General features: G+C 55.8%; 17 protein-coding genes. 6 read left to right on the plus strand and 11 right to left on the minus strand.

The features are described from left to right. Positions 1-6 precede the first annotated feature (6 nt). Positions 7-612 carry an undecaprenyl-diphosphate phosphatase gene (ybjG, locus tag Q3H59_RS13630; protein ID WP_101760992.1) on the plus strand — a complete coding sequence of 202 codons (606 nt, stop codon included), beginning with the start codon at positions 7-9 and terminating at the stop codon, positions 610-612. Positions 613-678: 66 nt separating this feature from the next. On the opposite strand, the gene Q3H59_RS13635 is transcribed toward ybjG, so the two are convergent. Next, complete coding sequence (locus tag Q3H59_RS13635) at positions 679-1,884, minus strand: serine hydrolase (RefSeq protein WP_309835348.1); 1,206 nt, start codon at positions 1,882-1,884, stop codon at positions 679-681. Between the two features lie 275 nt (positions 1,885-2,159). On the opposite strand from Q3H59_RS13635, the gene Q3H59_RS13640 reads away from it, so the two are divergent. Next, on the plus strand, positions 2,160-2,816 hold the full coding sequence (locus Q3H59_RS13640; RefSeq protein WP_101760994.1) for an HAD family phosphatase: 657 nt from the start codon (positions 2,160-2,162) through the stop codon (positions 2,814-2,816). Between the two features lies 1 nt (position 2,817). Here Q3H59_RS13640 and Q3H59_RS13645 read toward each other — a convergent pair whose 3' ends face one another. Both Q3H59_RS13645 and Q3H59_RS13650 read right to left on the minus strand, forming a co-directional pair. Continuing rightward, positions 2,818-3,951: a PQQ-dependent sugar dehydrogenase gene (locus tag Q3H59_RS13645; RefSeq protein ID WP_309835351.1), complete on the minus strand. Its 1,134-nt coding sequence runs from the start codon at positions 3,949-3,951 to the stop codon at positions 2,818-2,820. 227 nt (positions 3,952-4,178) lie between these two features. Continuing rightward, on the minus strand, positions 4,179-4,814 hold the full coding sequence (locus Q3H59_RS13650; RefSeq protein ID WP_101760997.1) for a carbonic anhydrase: 636 nt from the start codon (positions 4,812-4,814) through the stop codon (positions 4,179-4,181). Between the two features lie 315 nt (positions 4,815-5,129). Between Q3H59_RS13650 and rimO the strand changes: the two genes are divergently transcribed. Next, the gene (gene rimO, locus Q3H59_RS13655; RefSeq protein ID WP_309835354.1) at positions 5,130-6,455 is read left to right on the plus strand and encodes a 30S ribosomal protein S12 methylthiotransferase RimO; all 1,326 of its coding nucleotides are present in this window, start codon (positions 5,130-5,132) and stop codon (positions 6,453-6,455) included. On the opposite strand, the gene Q3H59_RS13660 is transcribed toward rimO, so the two are convergent. Further along, complete coding sequence (locus Q3H59_RS13660) at positions 6,452-6,901, minus strand: DUF4385 domain-containing protein (protein WP_101760999.1); 450 nt, start codon at positions 6,899-6,901, stop codon at positions 6,452-6,454. The two genes, rimO and Q3H59_RS13660, sit on opposite strands and share 4 nt — an antisense overlap. Before the next feature lie 114 nt (positions 6,902-7,015). Between Q3H59_RS13660 and Q3H59_RS13665 the strand changes: the two genes are divergently transcribed. Continuing rightward, the gene (locus Q3H59_RS13665) at positions 7,016-8,677 is read left to right on the plus strand and encodes a methyl-accepting chemotaxis protein (RefSeq protein ID WP_309835357.1); all 1,662 of its coding nucleotides are present in this window, start codon (positions 7,016-7,018) and stop codon (positions 8,675-8,677) included. A 56-nt stretch (positions 8,678-8,733) separates the two neighbouring features. Here Q3H59_RS13665 and gsiD read toward each other — a convergent pair whose 3' ends face one another. The 5 genes from gsiD to Q3H59_RS13690 form a co-directional block, all read right to left on the minus strand. Further along, entirely contained in the window at positions 8,734-9,639 is a 906-nt protein-coding gene (gene gsiD, locus Q3H59_RS13670) for a glutathione ABC transporter permease GsiD (protein WP_101761001.1), read from the minus strand. A gap of 10 nt (positions 9,640-9,649) precedes the next feature. Beyond that, the gene (gene gsiC / locus Q3H59_RS13675) at positions 9,650-10,570 is read right to left on the minus strand and encodes a glutathione ABC transporter permease GsiC (RefSeq protein ID WP_217547126.1); all 921 of its coding nucleotides are present in this window, start codon (positions 10,568-10,570) and stop codon (positions 9,650-9,652) included. A gap of 49 nt (positions 10,571-10,619) precedes the next feature. Further along, positions 10,620-12,155 carry a glutathione ABC transporter substrate-binding protein GsiB gene (gene gsiB / locus Q3H59_RS13680; RefSeq protein WP_192413917.1) on the minus strand — a complete coding sequence of 512 codons (1,536 nt, stop codon included), beginning with the start codon at positions 12,153-12,155 and terminating at the stop codon, positions 10,620-10,622. Positions 12,156-12,218: 63 nt separating this feature from the next. Continuing rightward, a complete protein-coding gene (gsiA, locus tag Q3H59_RS13685; protein WP_217547131.1) occupies positions 12,219-14,075 on the minus strand; it encodes a glutathione ABC transporter ATP-binding protein GsiA in 1,857 nt (618 codons plus the stop codon). Between the two features lie 9 nt (positions 14,076-14,084). Further along, a complete protein-coding gene (locus Q3H59_RS13690) occupies positions 14,085-15,050 on the minus strand; it encodes an isoaspartyl peptidase/L-asparaginase family protein (RefSeq protein ID WP_101761004.1) in 966 nt (321 codons plus the stop codon). A 359-nt stretch (positions 15,051-15,409) separates the two neighbouring features. Here Q3H59_RS13690 and moeA point away from each other — a divergent pair, with 359 nt between their 5' ends. Both moeA and moeB read left to right on the plus strand, forming a co-directional pair. Then, positions 15,410-16,645: a molybdopterin molybdotransferase MoeA gene (moeA, locus tag Q3H59_RS13695; protein WP_276308730.1), complete on the plus strand. Its 1,236-nt coding sequence runs from the start codon at positions 15,410-15,412 to the stop codon at positions 16,643-16,645. After that, on the plus strand, positions 16,645-17,412 hold the full coding sequence (moeB, locus tag Q3H59_RS13700) for a molybdopterin-synthase adenylyltransferase MoeB (RefSeq protein WP_309835362.1): 768 nt from the start codon (positions 16,645-16,647) through the stop codon (positions 17,410-17,412). The genes moeA and moeB overlap by 1 nt, the downstream gene beginning before the upstream one ends. Before the next feature lie 176 nt (positions 17,413-17,588). Here moeB and Q3H59_RS13705 read toward each other — a convergent pair whose 3' ends face one another. Both Q3H59_RS13705 and Q3H59_RS13710 read right to left on the minus strand, forming a co-directional pair. After that, positions 17,589-19,181 (minus strand): ABC-F family ATPase, encoded by a 1,593-nt coding sequence (locus Q3H59_RS13705; RefSeq protein WP_064741202.1) that lies wholly within the window; start codon positions 19,179-19,181, stop codon positions 17,589-17,591. 192 nt (positions 19,182-19,373) lie between these two features. Continuing rightward, entirely contained in the window at positions 19,374-19,775 is a 402-nt protein-coding gene (locus Q3H59_RS13710; protein WP_101761007.1) for an H-NS family nucleoid-associated regulatory protein, read from the minus strand. Between the last annotated feature and the right edge of the window lie 277 nt (positions 19,776-20,052).

Genomic DNA, 20,052 nt, shown 5'->3' on the forward strand with positions numbered 1-20,052 from the left:
ATGGTGATGGAAGCATTGAACCACACGCTCTTTTTATGGATTAACGCTACAGAGGATTCACCGCAGTGGCTGATCACTCTGGCGACTTTTATCGCCAAAGATGTGATCGCCATCGTACCACTGCTGATTGTGGCGCTGTGGCTGTGGGGACCGCGCGATCAGGTGCAGTCTCAACGCGAGCTGGTGCTAAAAACCGGCATGGCGCTGCTGTATGCGCTGAGCATTTCGTGGTGCGTCGGCCAGTTGCTGCCGCATCCGCGTCCGTTCGCTATTGGTTTTGGCCATCAGTTACTGTCACACCGACCTGATGATTCCTATCCGAGCGATCACGGCACCACCATTTTCACCTTTGCGCTGGCATTTATCTTCTGGCATCGCCTTTGGTCAGGTGTGGTGTTGCTGGTGATAGGCAGCGCCATCGCCTGGTCACGCGTCTATCTTGGCGTGCACTGGCCGCTGGATATGCTGGGCGGATTCCTGGTTGGCTTGCTGGGTTGTCTGGCGTCGCACATGGCGTGGCAGCTGTATGGCGAACGCATGCTGGCGTTTACGCATCAGGTGTATCGCGCGCTGTTCGCCATGCCGATTAAGAAAGGGTGGATTCGTGAGTAAGCGATGGGGTCGCCATTAATGACGAGCCTGTAAAAAACGGTGCGCATCAAGCGCACCGTTTTTGTCTCAACTAAACCACTTCCCGAACCAGCCGTAGAATTTCATCATGATGAAATCCCAAATGCGACCAACAAAGCCACCTTCCGGCACCGCTTCCATCGTCACCAGCGGACGTTGCTCAATGGTTTTGCCATCCAGCTGGAAATCGATAGTGCCCACCACCTGATTCTTCTCCAGCGGCGCTTCCAGCTGCGGTGAATTCAGGGTAAAGCTGGCCTTGAGGTTTTTCATCTGCCCTTTTGGCACGGTGATCGCGGCGTCTTTTGCGACGCCAAGATTGACCTGACTGCGATCGCCAAACCAAACGCGCTGCTGCGCAAACGGTTTATCGGCCTTAATCGGCGTCACGGTTTCATAGAAGCGGAAGCCCCACGTCAGCAACTTCTCACTTTCGCGGAAACGCGTGGCATCGGTCGCCGCACCGAGCACCACGGAAATCAGCCGCATATCGCCTTCGGTTGCCGACGCCACCAGATTGTTACCCGCGCCGGAGGTGTGACCGGTTTTAATGCCATCCACCTTGAGATTGGTGCTCCACAGCAGACGGTTGCGGTTCATCTGCTTAATCTTATTGAAGGTGAACTCTTTTTCACTGTTGATCGCATACTCTTCCGGCACATCGCTAATCAGGCGTTGGCCGATAATCGCCATATCACGCGCGGTGCTGTACTGCCCTTCGGCGTCCAGGCCGTGTACCGTCATAAAGTGGGTGTTTTGCAGGCCAAAGGCTTTGACGTAGTTGTTCATCAACCCGATAAACGAAACCTGGCTGCCCGCGACATAATCAGCCAGCGCGATACAGGCATCGTTGCCAGATTGAATCACCACACCTTTATTCAGCTCAGAGACCGGAATGCGATCGCCGGGCTTAAGGAACATCAGCGATGAGCCGCGCAGCTTGGGATTGCCGGTTGCCCACGCATCCTGGCCGATGGTAACCATGTCATCGTTGTGAATCTTGCCCGATTTCAGCGCCTGGCCGACCACATAGCTGGTCATCATTTTGGTCAAACTGGCGGGATCGAGGCGTTGATCGGCATTGGATTCCGCCAACACTTTGCCGCTGTTGTAATCCATTAAAATCCAGGCTTTGGCGTCAATTTGCGGTGCCGCAGGTGCCTGTTCAGCCAGGGTGGCTGCGGGGATAAAGAGTAAAAGAAGTGAAGACGCAGCCAACGGCCGCCAGACAGAAGCGAAGGTGTTTTTTCTCATGAGCGTGACCAGATTGTCCTTGTTAAATCTCGGTTTTCTTGCAGGCAAGACATGTCTTGCCCCACGCTAACGGTTCAGGCCAGCGAAAAAAACCGCTCAATCGTAAAGTTTTATAGAGTTTATTAGAGTAACCCTGGCACCAACCGCGCAGCGCCGCCACTTTTGCCCATCTGACTATTGAAAAATTTTGCGTGTAATTCCGATTTTTCGCAGAACGGTTAAGCCAGTCACAAATTTCCGCTAACCTGAACTCAGTCAGCCTGAGGAGAGCCGCGATGGACTTAGCCATTTTCGATTTGGACGAAACCCTAATTTGTGAAGACAGCACCAGCCTCTGGCTGCGCTGGTTGGTTTCACAGGGTTTTGCCCCCGAAGAGATCATCCAGCAGGAGAAAATCCTGATGGAGCAATATCACACCGGTACGTTATCCATTGAAGAGTATATGAACACCACGCTGGCGCCACTCGCCGGCATGGCTACGATGACCGTTGAAGGCTGGGTACGCCGCTTTATCCATCGCGACATCATGCCGCGCGTGTTCCCTGCCGCCCGCGAGCGTATTGCGTGGCACCAGCAGCGCGGCGACACGGTAATGATCATCACCGCCAGCGGCGATCATCTTGCGGTGCCCATCGCCGAACGCCTTGGTGTACACGGCGCGCTAGCGATTGGCGTGGAAGTGGTGGATGAACGCTACAGCGGACAAACCTACGGCACCATGACCTATCGCGAAGGTAAAGTGACACGCCTCAGTGACTGGAAAGCGTTACAGCAAGATCAACGCTTTGAACGCACCTGGGCTTACAGCGATTCGATGAATGATTTACCGCTGCTGGCACATGCCGATCATGCGTGGGTGGTCAATCCCAATCCGCTGCTGCTGCAGGAAGCACAACAGCGCGGATGGGAAGTGTGTAACTGGGCACGCTAATTTAACCGCGTGGGGCGCTGGCTGTGTCTGGCAGCCCCACTTTCAGCAGCTTGCCGTTGGATTCATCGGTTAGCACGTACAGATAACCATCCGGGCCTTGCCGCACATCTCGAATACGCTCACCACGATTTTCCAGCAATCTCTGCTCCTCCACCACTTTCTCGCCGTTGACCTGCAAGCGAATCAAACTCTTCTCTTTCAGCGCACCAATAAACAGGGAATTTTTCCACTGCGGGAAGCGCGCGCTGTTGTAGAACGCCATGCCGCTGATGGCCGGCGAGACTTTCCAGAAATGCAGCGGTTGCTCAGTGCCTTCCACTTCACTGCCCTTTGCTTCCGGCACTTTCTGCCCGCTGTAATCAATGCCATGCGTCGCCAGCGGCCAGCCGTAATTTTTGCCCTTCTCGGGGATGTTGACCTCATCACCACCGCGCGGGCCGTGTTCGCTTTCCCACATTTGCTGCGTCCACGGATTGAGCGCCAGCCCTTGCGGATTGCGCATGCCGTAGGACCAGATTTCCGCGCGCGCGCCTTGACGATCAACAAACGGATTGTCCGGCGGGATTTCACCGTCTTTGGTCAGACGCACGATTTTACCGGAGAGCTTATCCAGCTGTTGCGCGCTGCTGCTGGCGAAGTTGTCACCGAAGGCGATATAGAGAAAGCCCTGGCGATCAAATGCCAGTCGCGTGCCGATATTGGCGCCGCCCGACAGCTTCGGCGTTTGCTCCAGCACCACTTTAAAGTCACTCAGCTGACGGTTGTCATCGCTCAGGCGACCATAACCCACCACGCCACCCGCCCGACCGTTGGCATCGGCGGTGGTGTAGCTGAGCCACACGCGGCGGCTTTCGGCGAAGTCCGGTGCCAGCACCACATCCAGCAAGCCACCCTGACGATTCGCCCACACCTTCGGCACCCCGTCGATCGGTGGCGACAAGCCTTTACCCGGCTGCCAGCTGCGCAGCTGGCCGGATCGTTCAGTGATTAACAGCGTTTGATTATCGGGTAGAAAAGCCACGGACCACGGATGGTCGAGCTTGTCCTGAAGCACCTGAACCTGCACATCGGCAGCGAATAACGGTAAGGACGTGCTTAAAGCGCCAAACAGCAGCGCGGCGGGCAGTAAACGCATGGCATTCTCCTTTATCGCAGTCTGCCGTAAAGCGTAGTCAGCGCGTGACAAAGGATGTGCAGGATTTACAAAACATTAAGCCCGGCACGCCGCCGGGCGAGAATTTACTGTGCGGGGAAGGTCAGCGCATCGCGTACCATCTCGTCGATGCCCGGACGCAGATCGTTGAGTGTGATTGGCGCACTGTTGCGAGGATAACCACCTGCAATGCAGGTGGTTAGGCGGAATTACTCGAAGCAGGTTTCCGGGTTTTCCGACAGCGAAATAAAGGATTCACCGCCTTTGGTCAGGGCAATGATTCCGCCACTCTCAATATCATAAACCCATCCATGCAGGCGAATTTTGCCTTTACGCAGCGCTACCGCTACGGAAGGGTGTGTTTTGATATTGTTCAGCTGCGCAATCACGTTCTCTTTCACCATTTCGTTGAGACGCTTCTCAACGGAATCGTAGTTACGCTCTTCCACCACCGCTTTCGCCGCGTTGGCGTAGTGCAACCAGTGATCGACCGCGGGCATGGTTTCGAGATCGGCATTGGAAGCAATGGCGTTCATGGCGCCGCAGTTAGAGTGACCACAAATAATAATTTCGGTCACGCCCAAAGCGACAACCGCGTACTCAATGGTTGCGGACACGCCGCCCGGCTCTGGACCAAACGGTGGCACGATATTACCGGCGTTTCGGATCACGAACAGCTGACCCGGCTCCGACTGCGTCACCAGCTCTGGCACCAGACGGCTGTCTGAGCAGGAGATAAACAGGGCTTTGGGATTTTGGTTGGATGCCAAACTTTTGAAAAGATCCTTCCTTTCAGGGAACACATTCTGTTGAAAATTCAGAAAACCTTTGACGATCTCTTGCATATGTCTGCTCTCACATTATCCACTTCTGCCCTGGCAGTGAGGATTCACTATCAGTGCGATTTGAAATTTTCAGTGAAGATAACAACTTACCTTCACCGACCCAACATTTAAGCAAAAGGCGCCAGCTTACACAACTCGGATCGCCACAGAGGGCCATTGCGCCAGCGAGTGAGCCGCACCGCCAACAGAGTTAAGCACAATCATCATGCATTAGTTACCCCATAAGGAGATTCTTACACAGCCTATACATTTTCCCCGGCAACCTCTGTACAATCGCCCCCCTATCCACACTAATTATGATGAATTTTTATCCTTATGAGCCATGTCAAAAATCCACCGCGCGTGGGGTTCGTCTCCCTCGGCTGTCCGAAAAACCTTGTCGACTCTGAACGCATCCTGACGGAGCTGCGTACTGAAGGCTATGACGTGGTGCCACGCTACGATGATGCGGAGATCGTCATCGTTAACACCTGTGGATTTATTGACAGCGCCGTACAGGAATCTCTGGAAGCGATTGGTGAAGCGCTGAACGAGAACGGCAAAGTGATCGTCACCGGTTGCCTCGGTGCCAAAGTGGATCAGATCCGCGAAGTGCATCCGAAGGTGCTGGAGATCACTGGCCCGCACAGCTACGAGCAGGTGCTGTCGCACGTGCACACTTATGTGCCAAAACCAGAACACAATCCGTTCCTGAGTTTAGTGCCAGAGCAAGGTGTCAAACTGACGCCGCGTCATTACGCTTACCTGAAAATTTCCGAAGGCTGCAACCATCGCTGCACCTTCTGCATCATTCCATCAATGCGTGGCGATCTTGATAGCCGCCCAATCGGTTCGGTGCTCGACGAAGCTAAACGTCTGGTCGAAGCGGGCGTGAAAGAGCTGCTGGTAATCTCACAAGACACCTCCGCTTACGGCGTGGATGTTAAACATCGCACCGGTTTCTGGAACGGATCGCCGGTGAAAACCAGCATGGTGAGCCTGTGCGAGCAGTTAGCCAAACTCGGCGTGTGGGTGCGTCTGCACTACGTTTATCCTTATCCGCATGTGGATGATGTGATCCCGCTGATGGCCGAAGGCAAGATTCTGCCGTACCTCGATATTCCGCTGCAGCACGCCAGCCCGCGCATCCTCAAGCTGATGAAGCGTCCCGGCGCGGTAGAGCGTACGCTGGAGCGCATTAAGCGCTGGCGTGAAATCTGTCCGGAGCTGACGCTGCGTTCAACCTTTATCGTCGGTTTCCCCGGTGAAACCGAAGAAGATTTCCAGATGCTGCTCTACTTCCTGCGGGAAGCGCGCCTCGATCGCGTTGGCTGCTTCCAGTACAGCCCGGTAGATGGCGCAACTGCTAACCAGCTGCCGGATCAGGTACCGGACGACGTGAAGCAGGATCGTTTTGATCGCTTCATGCAGCTGCAGCAGAAGATCTCCAGCGAACGTCTGCAGGAGAAAATCGGCCGCGAAGTGCTGGTGCTGATTGATGAAGTGGACGAAGAAGGTGCGGTGGGACGCAGCATGGCTGACGCCCCGGAAATCGATGGCGCGGTTTATCTGAACGGCGATCGTCAGGTGAAAGTCGGCGACGTGGTCCGCGTTAAAGTGGAACACGCCGATGAATACGATCTGTGGGGCACGCGCGTTTAACCATACTTCTGCTGGTGCGCACGCTTGCGCGCCAGATAGTCTGTATCCGCGCGCAGTTTATCCCAGCACGCTTTGAAAACGGCCGCCGCAGCGGCCTTCTCTTTTTCTGTGGTACGCGGCAGTTCGTTGCCCGCCTCGTCATATTTACGCCCGCCCTGATGATTACTGTAGCGGCGTGCACGCGTATAACCCATCTGAATATATTTGCGCGCCATGTCCATACCGACAAAATCGTCCTGCGCGCGATATGCCTCAAATAGCTGCATAATCTGCTGTGAAGATTCTTTTGCCAGCTCGACGGTGCGAAAACGCCAGTGCGGCAGAATCTCACTTTTATAGGGTTCGACCATCAGCACGCCCTGCTCGCCACGCCCCACCTGATACAGCTCAGGCTGCTGGCGAAAATTGATGTGCTTGAAATCCTGCTCGTAGTTAAACGCTTTCATCTGTTTTTCCCGCCTCTCATCGTCCCGTGACGTAATTATTTCCTGCTCGCACTTAAGCGATTTGCTTTTATACCGATAACCTGGATATCAGCCTACTTCCTCAGAGACGCACCTATGTTTAAACGAATGAAAATTGTGACAGCCATCATGATGATATTGGTGGTTTTCACCGCGATGCAGGCGATTTCCGGCTCGCTGTTTTTATCATCACTGATTACCGGACAGCATAATTTCACCACCAGTAATCAGCTGTCACATCAGCAGCGTGAGCTGGCCGACGGTTGGCAAACGCTGGTGAAAACGCGCGTGATCATTAACCGCGTCGCCATTCGTATCCTAAAAAAACAAACGGATGAAGCGTCCGTCGCCGCCATCAACAAACTGCTGATCAGCGCAGGTGCATCACTGGATGAAGCAAAGCAACATTATGACCTCTACCAGAACATGCCGCGCATTGCCGGACAAAGCGCTGATTCAGCCAGTGTAGTCGACGCTAAATTTGCTGCCTTCGCAGAATTGCTGAAACAGTCGGCAGCGTTCCTGAAAGCCAATGATTACGCCGCCTATGGCAACCTTGACGCCCAGCAGGCGCAGGACGATCTGGAAGTCGCGTACAAGCAATGGCGCGAGCAAAACGTGCAGCTGCTGGCCGAGCGCAATGCGGAATATGATAATAACTATCAGCACATGCTGGTGTTGGTCGCCGTGATGGCGATAGTTGTGGTGCTATTGCTGGCTGCGGTGTGGATTCTGGTGCGTCGCATCCTGCTGGCACCGATGAAGCAGGTACAGCAGCAGATGGAGCGCTTCGCCGACGGCGATCTCTCCGCCCGTTTGCAGGTGGAAGGCCGCAGTGAAATGGCATCGATTGCCGCCAGCCTCAACCATATGCAGCAGTCGCTGCTCAGCACCATTAACAATGTGCGTGATAGCGCGGATGCGATTTTTGGCAGCGCCAGCGAGATTGCCACCGGCAATAACGATCTCTCTTCACGCACCGAGCAACAAGCGGCATCGCTGGAAGAGACCGCCGCCAGCATGGAACAGCTGACCGCCACGGTGAAACAGAACGCCGATAACGCACGTCAGGCCACGCAGCTGGCGAAAACCGCCTCGGAAACCGCCGACAAAGGCGGCAATGTGGTGAATGGCGTGGTGAAAACCATGCGCGATATCGCCGACAGCTCGAAGAAAATCGCCGATATCACCAGCGTGATTGATGGCATCGCCTTCCAGACCAATATCCTCGCGCTCAATGCGGCGGTGGAAGCGGCGCGCGCCGGTGAACAGGGCCGTGGTTTTGCCGTGGTTGCGGGTGAAGTGCGCAATCTGGCACAGCGCAGCGCTCAGGCGGCGAAAGAGATCAAACTGCTGATTGAGAATTCCGTGCAGCGTGTCAACACCGGTTCGCAGCAGGTGAGCAGCGCCGGTGAAACCATGCAGGAAATCGTCAGCGCTGTTACCCGCGTCACCGATATCATGGGCGAGATTGCTTCAGCGTCCGATGAGCAGAGCCGCGGCATCGACCAGATTGGTCAGGCGGTGAACGAGATGGATCGCGTCACGCAGCAGAACGCCACGCTGGTGCAGGAATCGGCTAACGCCTCAGCGTCGCTGGAGCAGCAGGCCAGCAGCCTCTCTTCTGCGGTGGCCCGCTTCAAAACCGGCACGCGCCAGGCGACTGCAACGGTGGCGAAAGTGGTGAAACCGGTGATAACACCAACCCGCGCGCAGCCTGCCGCCGCGCACAGTAATGACAATTGGGAAACGTTCTAAGACCGGAGTAGTGCGGTTATTAAAGAGGTCGCCATAAATGGCGACCGGACCCACCATCAGGTCTTCAATTTGGGATCCAGCGCATCACGCAAACCATCACCCAGCAGGTTAAACGCCAACACGGTGAGGAAAATCGCCAGGCTCGGGAAGATGGCGACATGCGGCGCAATTACCATATCGGCGCGCGCTTCATTGAGCATCGCGCCCCACTCCGGCGTGGGCGGCTGCGCGCCGAGGCCGAGAAAGGACAAACTCGCCGCCGTGATAATCGAGGTACCGATACGCATGGTGAAATAGACCACAATCGACGACACCGTGCCGGGCAGGATGTGACGCATAATTATGGTCCAGTCCGACGCGCCAATACTGCGTGCCGACTCAATATAGGTTTGATGTTTCAGCACCAGCGTATTGCCGCGCACCAAACGGGCAAACGCCGGAATGCTGAAGATCGCCACCGCGACAATCACGTTGCTCATGCCGCTGCCCATAATCGCCACCACCGCAATCGCCAGCAGAATGCCGGGGAAAGCGAACAGCACATCGCAGATACGCATGGTGATGCGATCCCACCAGCCTTCGTAATAGCCCGCCAGCAGACCTAAAACGGTGCCGATCAGCGCGCCGATCGCCACCGAGAAGAAACCGGCGATCAGCGAGATACGCGTGCCCACCAGCACACGGCTGAAGATATCGCGCCCCAACGAGTCAACGCCAAACCAGTGCATCAGCGACGGCCCTTCGTTTAGCCGGTCGTAATCGAAATAGTTTTCCGCATCAAACGGCGCAATCAGCGGCGCGATAAACGCCACCACGATCAGCAGCAGCACAAACAGTCCGGCCAGCAGCGCCACATGCTGACGGCGAAAGCGTCGCCAGAATTCGCGCCACGGCGTGCGTACCCGGTTTTCCGTGATAGTCGGCAGGGTTTTCAATGCCGCGGCTCGTCGCCAGTTCTTCAATTGCAACTCCTTACTTGTAGCGAATTGCCGGGTTGATTGCCGCGTACAGCACATCGACAATCAGGTTAATCAGGATGAACTCCAGCGAGAACAGCAGCACTTCGGCCTGAATCACCGGGTAATCGCGCATCTCGACCGAATCCACCAGCAAGCGGCCTAAGCCTGGCCAGTTGAACACCACTTCCACCACAATCGAGCCGCCGAGCAGGAAACCAAACTGCAGGCCCATCATGGTGACCACCGGGATCATCGCGTTGCGCAGGCCGTGTTTCACCACCACCAGCGATTCGCGCACCCCTTTGGCGCGCGCGGTGCGCATGTAATCTTCCTGCATCACCTCCACAAACGACGCGCGGGTGAAGCGTGCCATCACCGCCGCCACCGCAGCACCCAAGGTGATCGATGGCAAAATGTAGTGTTTCCAGCTATCCGCGCCAACGGTCGGCAACCAGCCGAGCTCGACGGAAAACACCTGCATCAGCAGCATGCCGAGCGCAAACGCCGGGAACGAGATGCCTGACACCGCCAGCGTCATGCCGATGCGATCCGGCCAGCGATTGCGCCACACCGCCGAGGTGATGCCAATCGCCATACCGAATATCACCGCCCACACCATGCTGCTGAGTGTCAGCCACAGCGTCGGGAAAAAGCGCGCGGCAATTTCGTCAATTACCGGACGTTTCGAGACCAGCGAATGGCCGAAATCGCCCTGCACCGCATTGATCATAAAGTGCCAGAACTGCTTGAGCAGCGGCTGATCGAGGCCGAGATCCTGACGCACCAGCGCCACCACTGAGGCATCCGCTTCCGGGCCGGCAATCAGGCGCGCCGGATCGCCTGGCAGCAAATGGACGAAGAGGAACACCAGCACCGCCACAATCAGCAGCGTGGGAATCAGTCCCAGTAATCGTTTGAGAAAATAGTTGAGCATGCGAAGTCCTGCGCAGCATCGGCCAGCCCGCTAAGGCTGGCCGCGTCTGTTACTTCAGATCGGCCTCATCAAAATTGAATGAGGTATCGGGCATGACATAAAAACCGCTGAGGTTTTTATTGTTGGCTGACAGCAGTTGTTCCACCACCAGCGGGATCCACGGATGATCGTTCCAGATGCGATCCTGCGCGTCTTTGTACAGCTTAGCTTTCTGGTCGCGATCGGTGGTTTTCAGCGCATCGGCGAGATCTTTATCCACCTGCGGATTGCTGTAGAAGGCGGTGTTGAAGATGGCTGGCGGCCATGAAGTGGTGGCGAACAGCGGCGTCAGCGCCCAATCAGCTTCACCGGTCGAGGCGGACCAGCCGGTGTAGAACATGCGTACACCGCTCTCTTTCTGCCCTTTGCTCTCTACTTCAGCGGCACGCTGACCGGCATCCATCGCCGTCACTTTCACCTTCACGCCCACCTGCGCCAGCTGCTGCTGGGTGAATTGCAGCACTTTCTGCGCGGTACTGTGGTTGTGCGATGACCACAACGTGGTTTCGAAACCGTTCGGGAAGCCCGCTTCTTTCAGCAGTTCGCGCGCTTTGGCTGGATCATATTTGATTGCCGGATAGCTCTGCGCAAAGTCGATGCTCGGCGGCACGATGCCGGTGGCTGGCGTGGCGTAACCGGCAAAGGCGACTTTTGCCAGTGCCTGACGGTTGATGGCGTACTCCAGCGCTTCACGCACTTTCGGATTATCAAACGGCTTTTGCGTCACGTTGAGGCTGATGTAGCGCTGCATGATTGACGGCGTGGTGACCACATCGAGCTTGCTGTTGCCTTCCAGCAGTTTGGCCTGCTCGAACGGCACCGGGAAAGCAAAGCTCGCTTCGCCCGTTTGCAGCATCGCCGCGCGGGTGTTGTTATCCACCACCGGACGCCAGGTAATGCTATCCAGCTTCGGATAGCCTTTTTTCCAGTAGCCGTCCCACTTTTTCACTTTCACGAAGTCGGTCTGGTTCCAGGTATCAAAGGCAAACGGGCCGGTTCCTACCGGATGGAAGCCGATCTCTTTGCCATATTTCTTCAGCGCGGTCGGGGAAATCATCACCGCCGCCGGATGCGCGAGATTATTAATGAAGGCCGAGAACGGCTGCTTCAGGGTGATTTTCACTGTGCTCGGATCGACCACTTCGGTGGTGGCGATATATTTGAACAGGTTATAGCGTTTGAGATGGTTATCCGGATTGCTGGCGCGATCGAGGTTCACCTTCACCGCTTCGGCATTAAAGTCAGTGCCATCCTGGAATTTCACGCCGGCGCGCAGCTTAATGGTGTAGGTCAGGCCGTCGCTGCTCGCCTGATAACTTTCCGCCAGCACGTTGGTCAGCTTCATGTCTTTATCGAAGCCGAACAAGCCCTGATAGAAGGACTTCGCCACCGCCTGCGACAGCGTATCGTTAGCGTCATACGGATCGAGCGTGGTAAAAGTCGAGGCCACCGCAATCACCGCATCTTTCGCCGCCCACGCGGGCAGCGCCAGCGCCGAACTCAACAAACCGGCAGTGATAACCCCTTTTCGCATAATATGGTGCATCGTTATCGTTCTCCTGTAATCCCTGTCATGCGCGACATCCAAAGATGTGCGGTTGTTTGCTGCTCAGGCGCCGCTAATTGCGTGCCGGGCGACAAAATGGCCCGGTGCCACTTCCAGTAAAGGCGCCACTTCTGGCTCATCGCCCAGCGGGCGAATCGGGCTGGGGATCTCATCCACCATCAGCGCCCGCTCACGATGCCGATGGGCCGGATCGGCCACCGGCACCGCGGCCATCAGTTTTTTTGTGTAGGGATGGCGCGGCTGCTCAAATACCGCCTGACGCGGCCCCATTTCCACAATTTGTCCGAGATACATCACCGCCACGCGATGGCTGATGCGTTCCACCACCGCCATATCGTGCGAGATAAATAAGAAAGCGATACCAAATTCACGCTGTAAATCGAGCATCAGGTTGATGATTTGCGCCTGAATCGACACATCCAGCGCCGACACCGATTCATCGGCGATCACCACTTTGGGATTGAGCGCCAGCGCGCGCGCAATGCAGATGCGCTGGCGCTGGCCGCCGGAAAATTCGTGCGGATAACGCTGCGCATGTTCCGGCAGCAGGCCGACACGCTCCAGCAGCCAGGCAACGCGCTTCTCTGCCTGACGACGATCCAGCGTTTTGTGCACCAGCAGCGGTTCCATGATCGAAAAACCCACGGTCAAACGCGGATCGAGCGAGGCGTAAGGATCCTGGAAGATAAACTGGATATCGCGACGCAGCGACGCCAGCGCATTGCCCTGCAGCGCATCGATGCGTTGGCCGTCAAAAGTAATGGTACCGCCCTGGCTGGCTACCAGCCGCAGCAGCGAACGCCCGGTAGTGGATTTTCCGCAGCCGGATTCCCCCACCAGCGCCAGCGTTTCACCGGCATGGAGATCGAAACTGACTTTCTCGACCGCGTGCACGCGGCGTTTAACGCGATTGAGTAAACCGCCGCGAATATCAAAGCGCGTGACTAAATCGCGCACCTGCAAAATCGGCGGTCGATCGTGACGCACCGTGTCCTGCGGTGCGGCCAGTTCTTCACGTCCGTTGCTATGCAATAAGGGAAATTTAGCCGGTAGCGGCTGGCCGTGCATCGCCCCCAGTTTGGGCACCGCCGCCAGCAACGCGCGGGTATAGGGCTGCTGCGGGTCGGCAAACAGCTGCTGCACCGACGCGCGCTCTACCACATCGCCGCGATACATCACCTGCACGCGATCGGCCATCTCCGCCACTACGCCCATATCATGGGTGATGAAAATCACCCCCATCTGCATCTCTTTTTGCAGCACGCGGATCAACTGCAGAATTTGCGCCTGAATAGTGACGTCGAGTGCGGTGGTAGGTTCGTCGGCAATCAGCAGCGCCGGTTTGCACGACAGCGCCATGGCAATCATTACGCGCTGTCGCATGCCGCCCGAGAGTTGATGCGGATAGCGTGATAACACATTTTGCGCTTCGGGAATGCGCACCAGATCGAGCATGCGCCGCGCTTCCGCCAGCGCCTGCTGGTGACTTTTTCCCTGATGCAGACGGATGGATTCCGCAATCTGCTCGCCAACGGTAAACACCGGGTTGAGCGAGGTCATCGGCTCCTGAAAGATCATCGCCATATCGGCGCCGCGCACTTTGCGCATCTGACCGTTCGACGCGCGCATCACATCCAGCACCTCGCCATTGCGACGCCGCAGCTGGATATCTCCGCTCACTTCGCCGCCGGCCTGCTGAATCAAGCGCATCAGCGCCAGCGAGGTGACGGATTTGCCCGAGCCCGATTCGCCCACCAGCGCCAGAGTTTCACCGCGATGCAGGTCGAGCGACAGGTTGCGTACCGCTTCGGTAATGCGCCCTTCATGCTCAAAGCGCACGTTAAGATCGCGCACCGCCAGAACCTGCTCCGGCGCAAACTGCAGCTGTTGGTCCGTCATGCCTGCTCCTTAGCTGTCGCGGTAAATCGCTACCTCAACATCGCCATTCACATAGGCGAATCCGCGATACATGCCTTCGCTGTTAAACGGCAGCGCCACATTGCCTGCGGCGTCAATGGCAATCAGCCCGCCGCTGCCTTCCAGCTCCTGCACTTTGTCATGAATGACGTTGGCGGTGGCCTGTTGCAGCGAGCGTCCGGCGTAATGCATCTGCGCCGCCACGTCGTAAGCGGCGAGCGTGCGGATAAACACTTCGCCGGTACCGGTACAGGAGACCGCTACGGTGTCGTTGCTGGCGTAGCAGCCTGCGCCGACTAAAGGCGAATCGCCCACGCGACCGGCCTGTTTGTTGGTCATGCCGCCGGTTGAGGTGGCGGCCGCCAGATTACCCTGAAGATCGAGCGCGACCGCACCGACGGTGCCGAATTTGCGATCCGGGTCCAGCGGATCGTCGCTGTGACTGTTTGCTTCGCCATCGTGATCCAGCACCATCTGCTGGCTGTGCAGCGCGCGCTGCAGCTGCTCCCAGCGCTCCGGCGTGGAGAAGAAATCGGCGTCGACCGGCGCTAAACCTTGCTCAGCGGCGAAAGCTTCTGCGCCCGCACCGATAAACAGTACGTGCGGGCTATTCTCCAGCACCTTACGCGCCGCCAGAATCGGATTGCGGATGTGGCTGACGCCCGCGACCGCGCCGACGTCCAGCGTGCGACCATCCATAATGCTGGCATCGAGTTCATGCGTGCCCTGATGAGTGAACACCGCGCCCTTGCCCGCGTTAAACAGCGGACACTCTTCCAGCAGGCGTACGGCTTCGGTAACGGCATCTAACGCGCTGCCGCCCGCCGCAAGAATTTGCTGGCCTGCGGTAACGATTGCGGTGAGTTGCTGACGATAGTGCTGCTCTTTTTCGGCGCTCATTGCCGCACGCGTAATCGCGCCTGCACCGCCGTGAATTGCGATAACTGCTTTAGCCATAACCGGTACCCTGTTAAGGAATCAGAACCAAAAACACTGATTTAGAATGGTTTTCATCTTTTTTTGGCAATTTTCGACTATAGAAAGGCACCCTCATCTTGTAAAGCAGAAACTGCCTGCGCGGTCATAACCTTTTATTGTGGATTATACTTTTTTGGTTGTGATGTGCTTAGCGGATGCGCACCTGTAAAACAGGAAAACCATTTTTACCATTCGCACATTCCGTAGCGGCGCGATTTATCGCGCAATAAATTGCGCCGCTACGGAATGTGCATTGATTGAGTAAAGTGCACTCTCGCTTAACGGCCACGCATTACCCATAATAGACCGCATCTGAAATTAACCAGGCAGAGATGGACATGGAACCTTTTACCGCAGGATTAATCTCCCTCGAAGACGCGCAGCAAAAGATGCTGCAACAGCTGACGCCGATTAGCGATTCGATCAACGTCTCGCTGTTTGAGGCCGCCGGACGTATCACCGCCAGGCCGATCAACTCGCCGCTCGATGTGCCCTCGTTTGATAACTCGGCGATGGATGGTTACGCGCTGCGTCTGGCCGACATCGCACCCGATCGCGTGTTCCCGGTGGCCGGTAAAGCCTTCGCCGGTGCGCCGTTTAACGGTGCGTGGCCCGCGGGCAGCGTGATCCGCATCATGACCGGCGCGCCAATTCCCGCCGGTTGTGATGCCGTGGTGATGCAGGAGCAAACGGAGCAACGCGACGGCGGCATTGTCATTACCGCGCCGGTGCAGGCTGCGCAAAATATTCGTCGCATCGGTGAAGACATTCAGGCGGGCAAACAGGTGCTGGACGCCGGAGTGCGCCTTGGTGCGGCCGAACTGCCGCTGCTGGCGTCGCTGGGGATTGCTGAAGTCAGCGTGCTGCGCAAACTGCGCGTGGCAATCTTCTCCACCGGCGATGAACTGCAGGCGGTCGGCCAGCCGCTGGCGGAAGGTCAGATTTACGATACCAACCGCTTTACCGTGGCGTTAATGCTTAACAAGCTGGGCTGCGAAGTGATCGATCTCGGCGTGATTGCCGACGATCAGGCGGCGCTGCGTACCGCCTTTACCGAAGCCGATCGCCAGGCCGATGTGGTGATCAGCACCGGCGGCGTGTCGGTTGGCGAAGCCGATTTCACCCGTGCGATACTGGAAGAGCTCGGCGCTATCACCTTCTGGAAACTGGCGATCAAACCGGGCAAACCCTTTGCTTTTGGTCGCCTGGCCAACAGCTGGTTCTGCGGTTTACCGGGCAATCCGGTTTCTGCGGCGGTAACCTTCTATCAATTAGTTCAGCCGCTGCTGGCCACCTTAACCGGCCAAACCACGCGCATCATGCCGCTACGCCAACGTGCGCGCGCCACCCAGCGTTTGAAGAAATCGCCGGGTCGTCTCGACTTCCAACGTGCGATTCTCAGCCGCGGTGACGATGGCGTGCTGGAAGTGCGCAGCACCGGTGCGCAAGGTTCGCACGTGTTCAGCTCGTTCGCGCTGGCCAACTGCTTTGTGGTGCTGGAGCGCGAGCGCGGCGATGTGGAACCGGGCGAATGGGTGGAGATCGAAGCCTTTAATAGCCTGCTGGAGGGCTAATGAGCGTTGAGTTGAGCGATAAAGAGATGCTGCGCTATAACCGTCAGATTGTCCTGCGCGGTTTTGATTTTGATGGCCAGGAAAAGCTAAAGGCGGCACAGGTGTTGGTGATCGGCCTCGGCGGACTCGGCTGTGCGGCGGCGCCCTATCTGGCCTCGGCGGGTGTGGGACATCTCACGTTGCTCGATTTCGATAGCGTTAGCCTCAGTAATCTCCAGCGCCAGATCCTGCACAGTGATGCGAAAATTGGCGTAGCGAAAGTCGCCTCGGCGCAGCAGCAGTTGGCAGAGATTAATCCGCATTGCCAGTTGGAGCCGATTGATGCGCAGCTGGATGACGCGCAGCTCAGCACGTTAATTGCGCGCCATGATGCGGTGGTGGATTGCACCGATAACGTCGATACCCGCGAGCAGATCAACCGCCTCTGTTTTCAGCACAAGGTGCCGCTGATTTCCGGCGCAGCGATTCGCATGGAAGGCCAGCTCAGCGTGTTTACCTGGCAGCCCGGCGAGCCGTGTTATCGCTGCATCAGCCGCTTGTTTGGCGATCAGGTGTTAAGTTGCGTGGAAGCTGGCGTGATGGCGCCGTTGGTGGGTGTGGTCGGTGCTATGCAGGCGATGGAAACCTTAAAAGTGCTAACGGCGTTCGGTCACCCCGCTAGCGCACGCTTATTGATGTACGACGCGATGAGCGCGGAGTTCCGCAGCATGAAGGTGGCGCAGGATGCGCATTGTGAAGTATGTGGTGAACAAGGTCGCCATGAATGACGACCTTGCGCGAGGTATAACGCTGGCAGCTGACGTGCATAAAGGCGTGTATGCCGGGTCCGGAGTAAAGCCTCCGCCGCAGGGATGCGGCGGACGAGGTTACGGGGAAGTATTTACACCGTCGTTACGCAGCGACCCGGCATTTTCGCCTGATCGGCGCCGAAACCTAACAAACCTTAAACAATGCCCTGACTGCGCAGGTAATCTTCGTAATTACCCGTGAAGTCGATAATACGATCGGCTTTCATCTCCATCACGCGGGTAGCCAGCGAGCTCACAAACTCACGGTCGTGCGAGACAAAAATCAGGGTGCCTTCGTACATCTCCAGCGCCATGTTGAGCGACTCGATCGATTCCATATCCAGGTGGTTAGTCGGTTCATCCATGATCAGGATGTTTGGCTTTTGCATCATCAGCTTGCCAAACAGCATGCGACCCTTCTCACCACCGGACAGCACCTTAGCGGGCTTGTTGATCTCGTCGTGACCAAACAGCAGACGACCAAGAATACTGCGCACCGCCTGCTCGTCATCGCCTTCCTGCTTCCACTGGCTCATCCAGTCGAATACCGTCAGATCGTCAGCGAAGTCTTCCGCGTGATCCTGGCCGTAATAACCAATGCGCGCATTCTCAGACCATTTCACTGTGCCGCTATCCGGCGTATGTTCACCGACCAGCGTTTTCAACAGCGTAGTTTTACCGATACCATTGGCACCGAGAATCGCCAATTTCTCGCCGACTTCTAACATCAGGTTGAGTTTATTAAACAGCGGACCGTTATCAAAACCTTTGGTCAGCGCTTCAACTTCCAGCGCATTACGGAACAGCTTCTTATCCTGATCAAAACGGATAAACGGGTTTTGACGGCTGGAGGCTTTAACTTCTTCCAGCTTAATTTTATCAATCTGTTTAGCACGCGAAGTCGCCTGACGCGATTTAGAGGCGTTGGCGCTAAAACGGCTAACAAACGATTGCAGATCGGCAATTTGCGCTTTCTTCTTGGCGTTATCCGATAATAAACGTTCGCGTGACTGGGTAGCCGCGGTCATATATTCGTCATAATTACCCGGATAAACGCGCAGTTCGCCGTAATCCAGATCCGCCATGTGCGTGCACACCATATTCAGGAAGTGACGGTCATGCGAAATGATGATCATGGTGCTGTTACGTTCGTTGAGCACTTGCTCCAACCAACGAATGGTATCGATATCCAGGTTGTTGGTCGGTTCATCGAGCAACAAAATATCAGGATTGGCAAATAATGCCTGCGCTAAAAGGACACGCAATTTCCAGCCCGGCGCAATTTCGCTCATCGGACCGTAATGCTGCTCCACAGGAATGCCAACGCCCAGTAATAATTCACCGGCACGTGATTCTGAACTGTAACCGTCCATCTCGCCGTATTCGACTTCAAGGTCGGCCACTTTATAGCCTTCCTCTTCGCTCATTTCTGGCAATGCATATATACGGTCACGCTCTTGCTTCACTGCCCACAATTCATTGTGGCCCATGATCACGGTGTCCAGCACACTATATTGCTCGAAGGCAAATTGGTCCTGACGTAACTTACCGATACGCTCATTTGGGTCGAGGGAAACATTTCCACCCGTTGGCGCCAAATCGCCGCCCAGTATTTTCATAAAGGTAGATTTACCGCTGCCGTTCGCACCGATTAAACCGTAACGATTACCGCCGCCAAATTTAACGGAGATATTTTCGAACAGCGGCTTACTGCCGAACTGCATGGTGATATTGCTGGAAACTAACACGGCATTGACCTTTGTTACGCAGTGGAGGAAAAAACAGCGGGCATTATGCCAGAAGCGGGCACCCGGACGCCACCTCTGCGCCAGAGGCAGACGTTACGTTGGGCTAAAGGTGTTGTTGCTCATAAAGAAATAAAAACAACAAAAAAGCCGGGGGTATTTGCCCCCGGCTCCCACTTACAAGGATTGTGCGGATTATTTGATCAGGAAAGTGTCGAGGCTTTTACCTGAATCCAGCGCTTTTTTAATCGCTGCTGGTGTACGGCCCTGACCGGTCCACGATTTTACTTCACCGTTTTCGTCGGTGTAGGAATATTTTGCCGGGCGTGGTGCACGCTTAGCGCGTTTTTTACCAACTTCCAGAGCGCCCAGTAATTCGTTCGGGTCAATACCATCAGCCAGCAGCATTTCGCGATATTTAGACAGCTTCTCTTCTTTTTCGCGGTTCTGCGCTTCTTCAGCGTTTACTTCGTCACGACGTTCAGTCACGACAACCGTTAATTTTTCCAGAATTTCTTCCAGATCGCTCAATGGCAGTTCACGAGCCTGTGCACGTAATGTGCGAATGTTGTTCAGAACTTTAAATGCGTCACTCATCACAATGTCCTTGCTTAAGGGGGTTAAATAAACTGTAGTGGCAAGATTACCTAATTCAAATAAAAAAATAAATTAATTTTATTGCCCGGATTAATCTGAAGTTGCTTACATATTTCTTACGCTAGGGTTTAAAACGCGGATAACCGCTTTAATTAACCCTGAATTAACAAGCGTAATGTGTTCCATATGTAGCAACTGGAATCGATTTCAAAGCAATATTCCCAGGTAATAAACAATCATTTAGCGGCTATTACGCGCTGCAGCATTAGTGAGCATA

It is taken from the genome of Pantoea sp. SORGH_AS_0659 (assembly GCF_031453915.1).
Classification (GTDB): Bacteria; Pseudomonadota; Gammaproteobacteria; order Enterobacterales; family Enterobacteriaceae; genus Pantoea; species Pantoea leporis.

Bases quoted from the DNA above. Each gene is read 5' to 3' on its own strand.
- ybjG (WP_101760992.1), top strand. From the start codon at position 7: ATGGAAGCATTGAACCACACGCTCTTTTTATGGATTAACGCTACAGAG.
- Q3H59_RS13635 (WP_309835348.1), bottom strand. From the start codon at position 1,884: ATGAGAAAAAACACCTTCGCTTCTGTCTGGCGGCCGTTGGCTGCGTCT.
- Q3H59_RS13640 (WP_101760994.1), top strand. From the start codon at position 2,160: ATGGACTTAGCCATTTTCGATTTGGACGAAACCCTAATTTGTGAAGAC.
- Q3H59_RS13645 (WP_309835351.1), bottom strand. From the start codon at position 3,951: ATGCGTTTACTGCCCGCCGCGCTGCTGTTTGGCGCTTTAAGCACGTCC.
- Q3H59_RS13650 (WP_101760997.1), bottom strand. From the start codon at position 4,814: ATGCAAGAGATCGTCAAAGGTTTTCTGAATTTTCAACAGAATGTGTTC.
- rimO (WP_309835354.1), top strand. From the start codon at position 5,130: ATGAGCCATGTCAAAAATCCACCGCGCGTGGGGTTCGTCTCCCTCGGC.
- Q3H59_RS13660 (WP_101760999.1), bottom strand. From the start codon at position 6,901: ATGAAAGCGTTTAACTACGAGCAGGATTTCAAGCACATCAATTTTCGC.
- Q3H59_RS13665 (WP_309835357.1), top strand. From the start codon at position 7,016: ATGTTTAAACGAATGAAAATTGTGACAGCCATCATGATGATATTGGTG.
- gsiC (WP_217547126.1), bottom strand. From the start codon at position 10,570: ATGCTCAACTATTTTCTCAAACGATTACTGGGACTGATTCCCACGCTG.
- gsiB (WP_192413917.1), bottom strand. From the start codon at position 12,155: ATGCACCATATTATGCGAAAAGGGGTTATCACTGCCGGTTTGTTGAGT.
- gsiA (WP_217547131.1), bottom strand. From the start codon at position 14,075: ATGACGGACCAACAGCTGCAGTTTGCGCCGGAGCAGGTTCTGGCGGTG.
- Q3H59_RS13690 (WP_101761004.1), bottom strand. From the start codon at position 15,050: ATGGCTAAAGCAGTTATCGCAATTCACGGCGGTGCAGGCGCGATTACG.
- moeA (WP_276308730.1), top strand. From the start codon at position 15,410: ATGGAACCTTTTACCGCAGGATTAATCTCCCTCGAAGACGCGCAGCAA.
- moeB (WP_309835362.1), top strand. From the start codon at position 16,645: ATGAGCGTTGAGTTGAGCGATAAAGAGATGCTGCGCTATAACCGTCAG.
- Q3H59_RS13710 (WP_101761007.1), bottom strand. From the start codon at position 19,775: ATGAGTGACGCATTTAAAGTTCTGAACAACATTCGCACATTACGTGCA.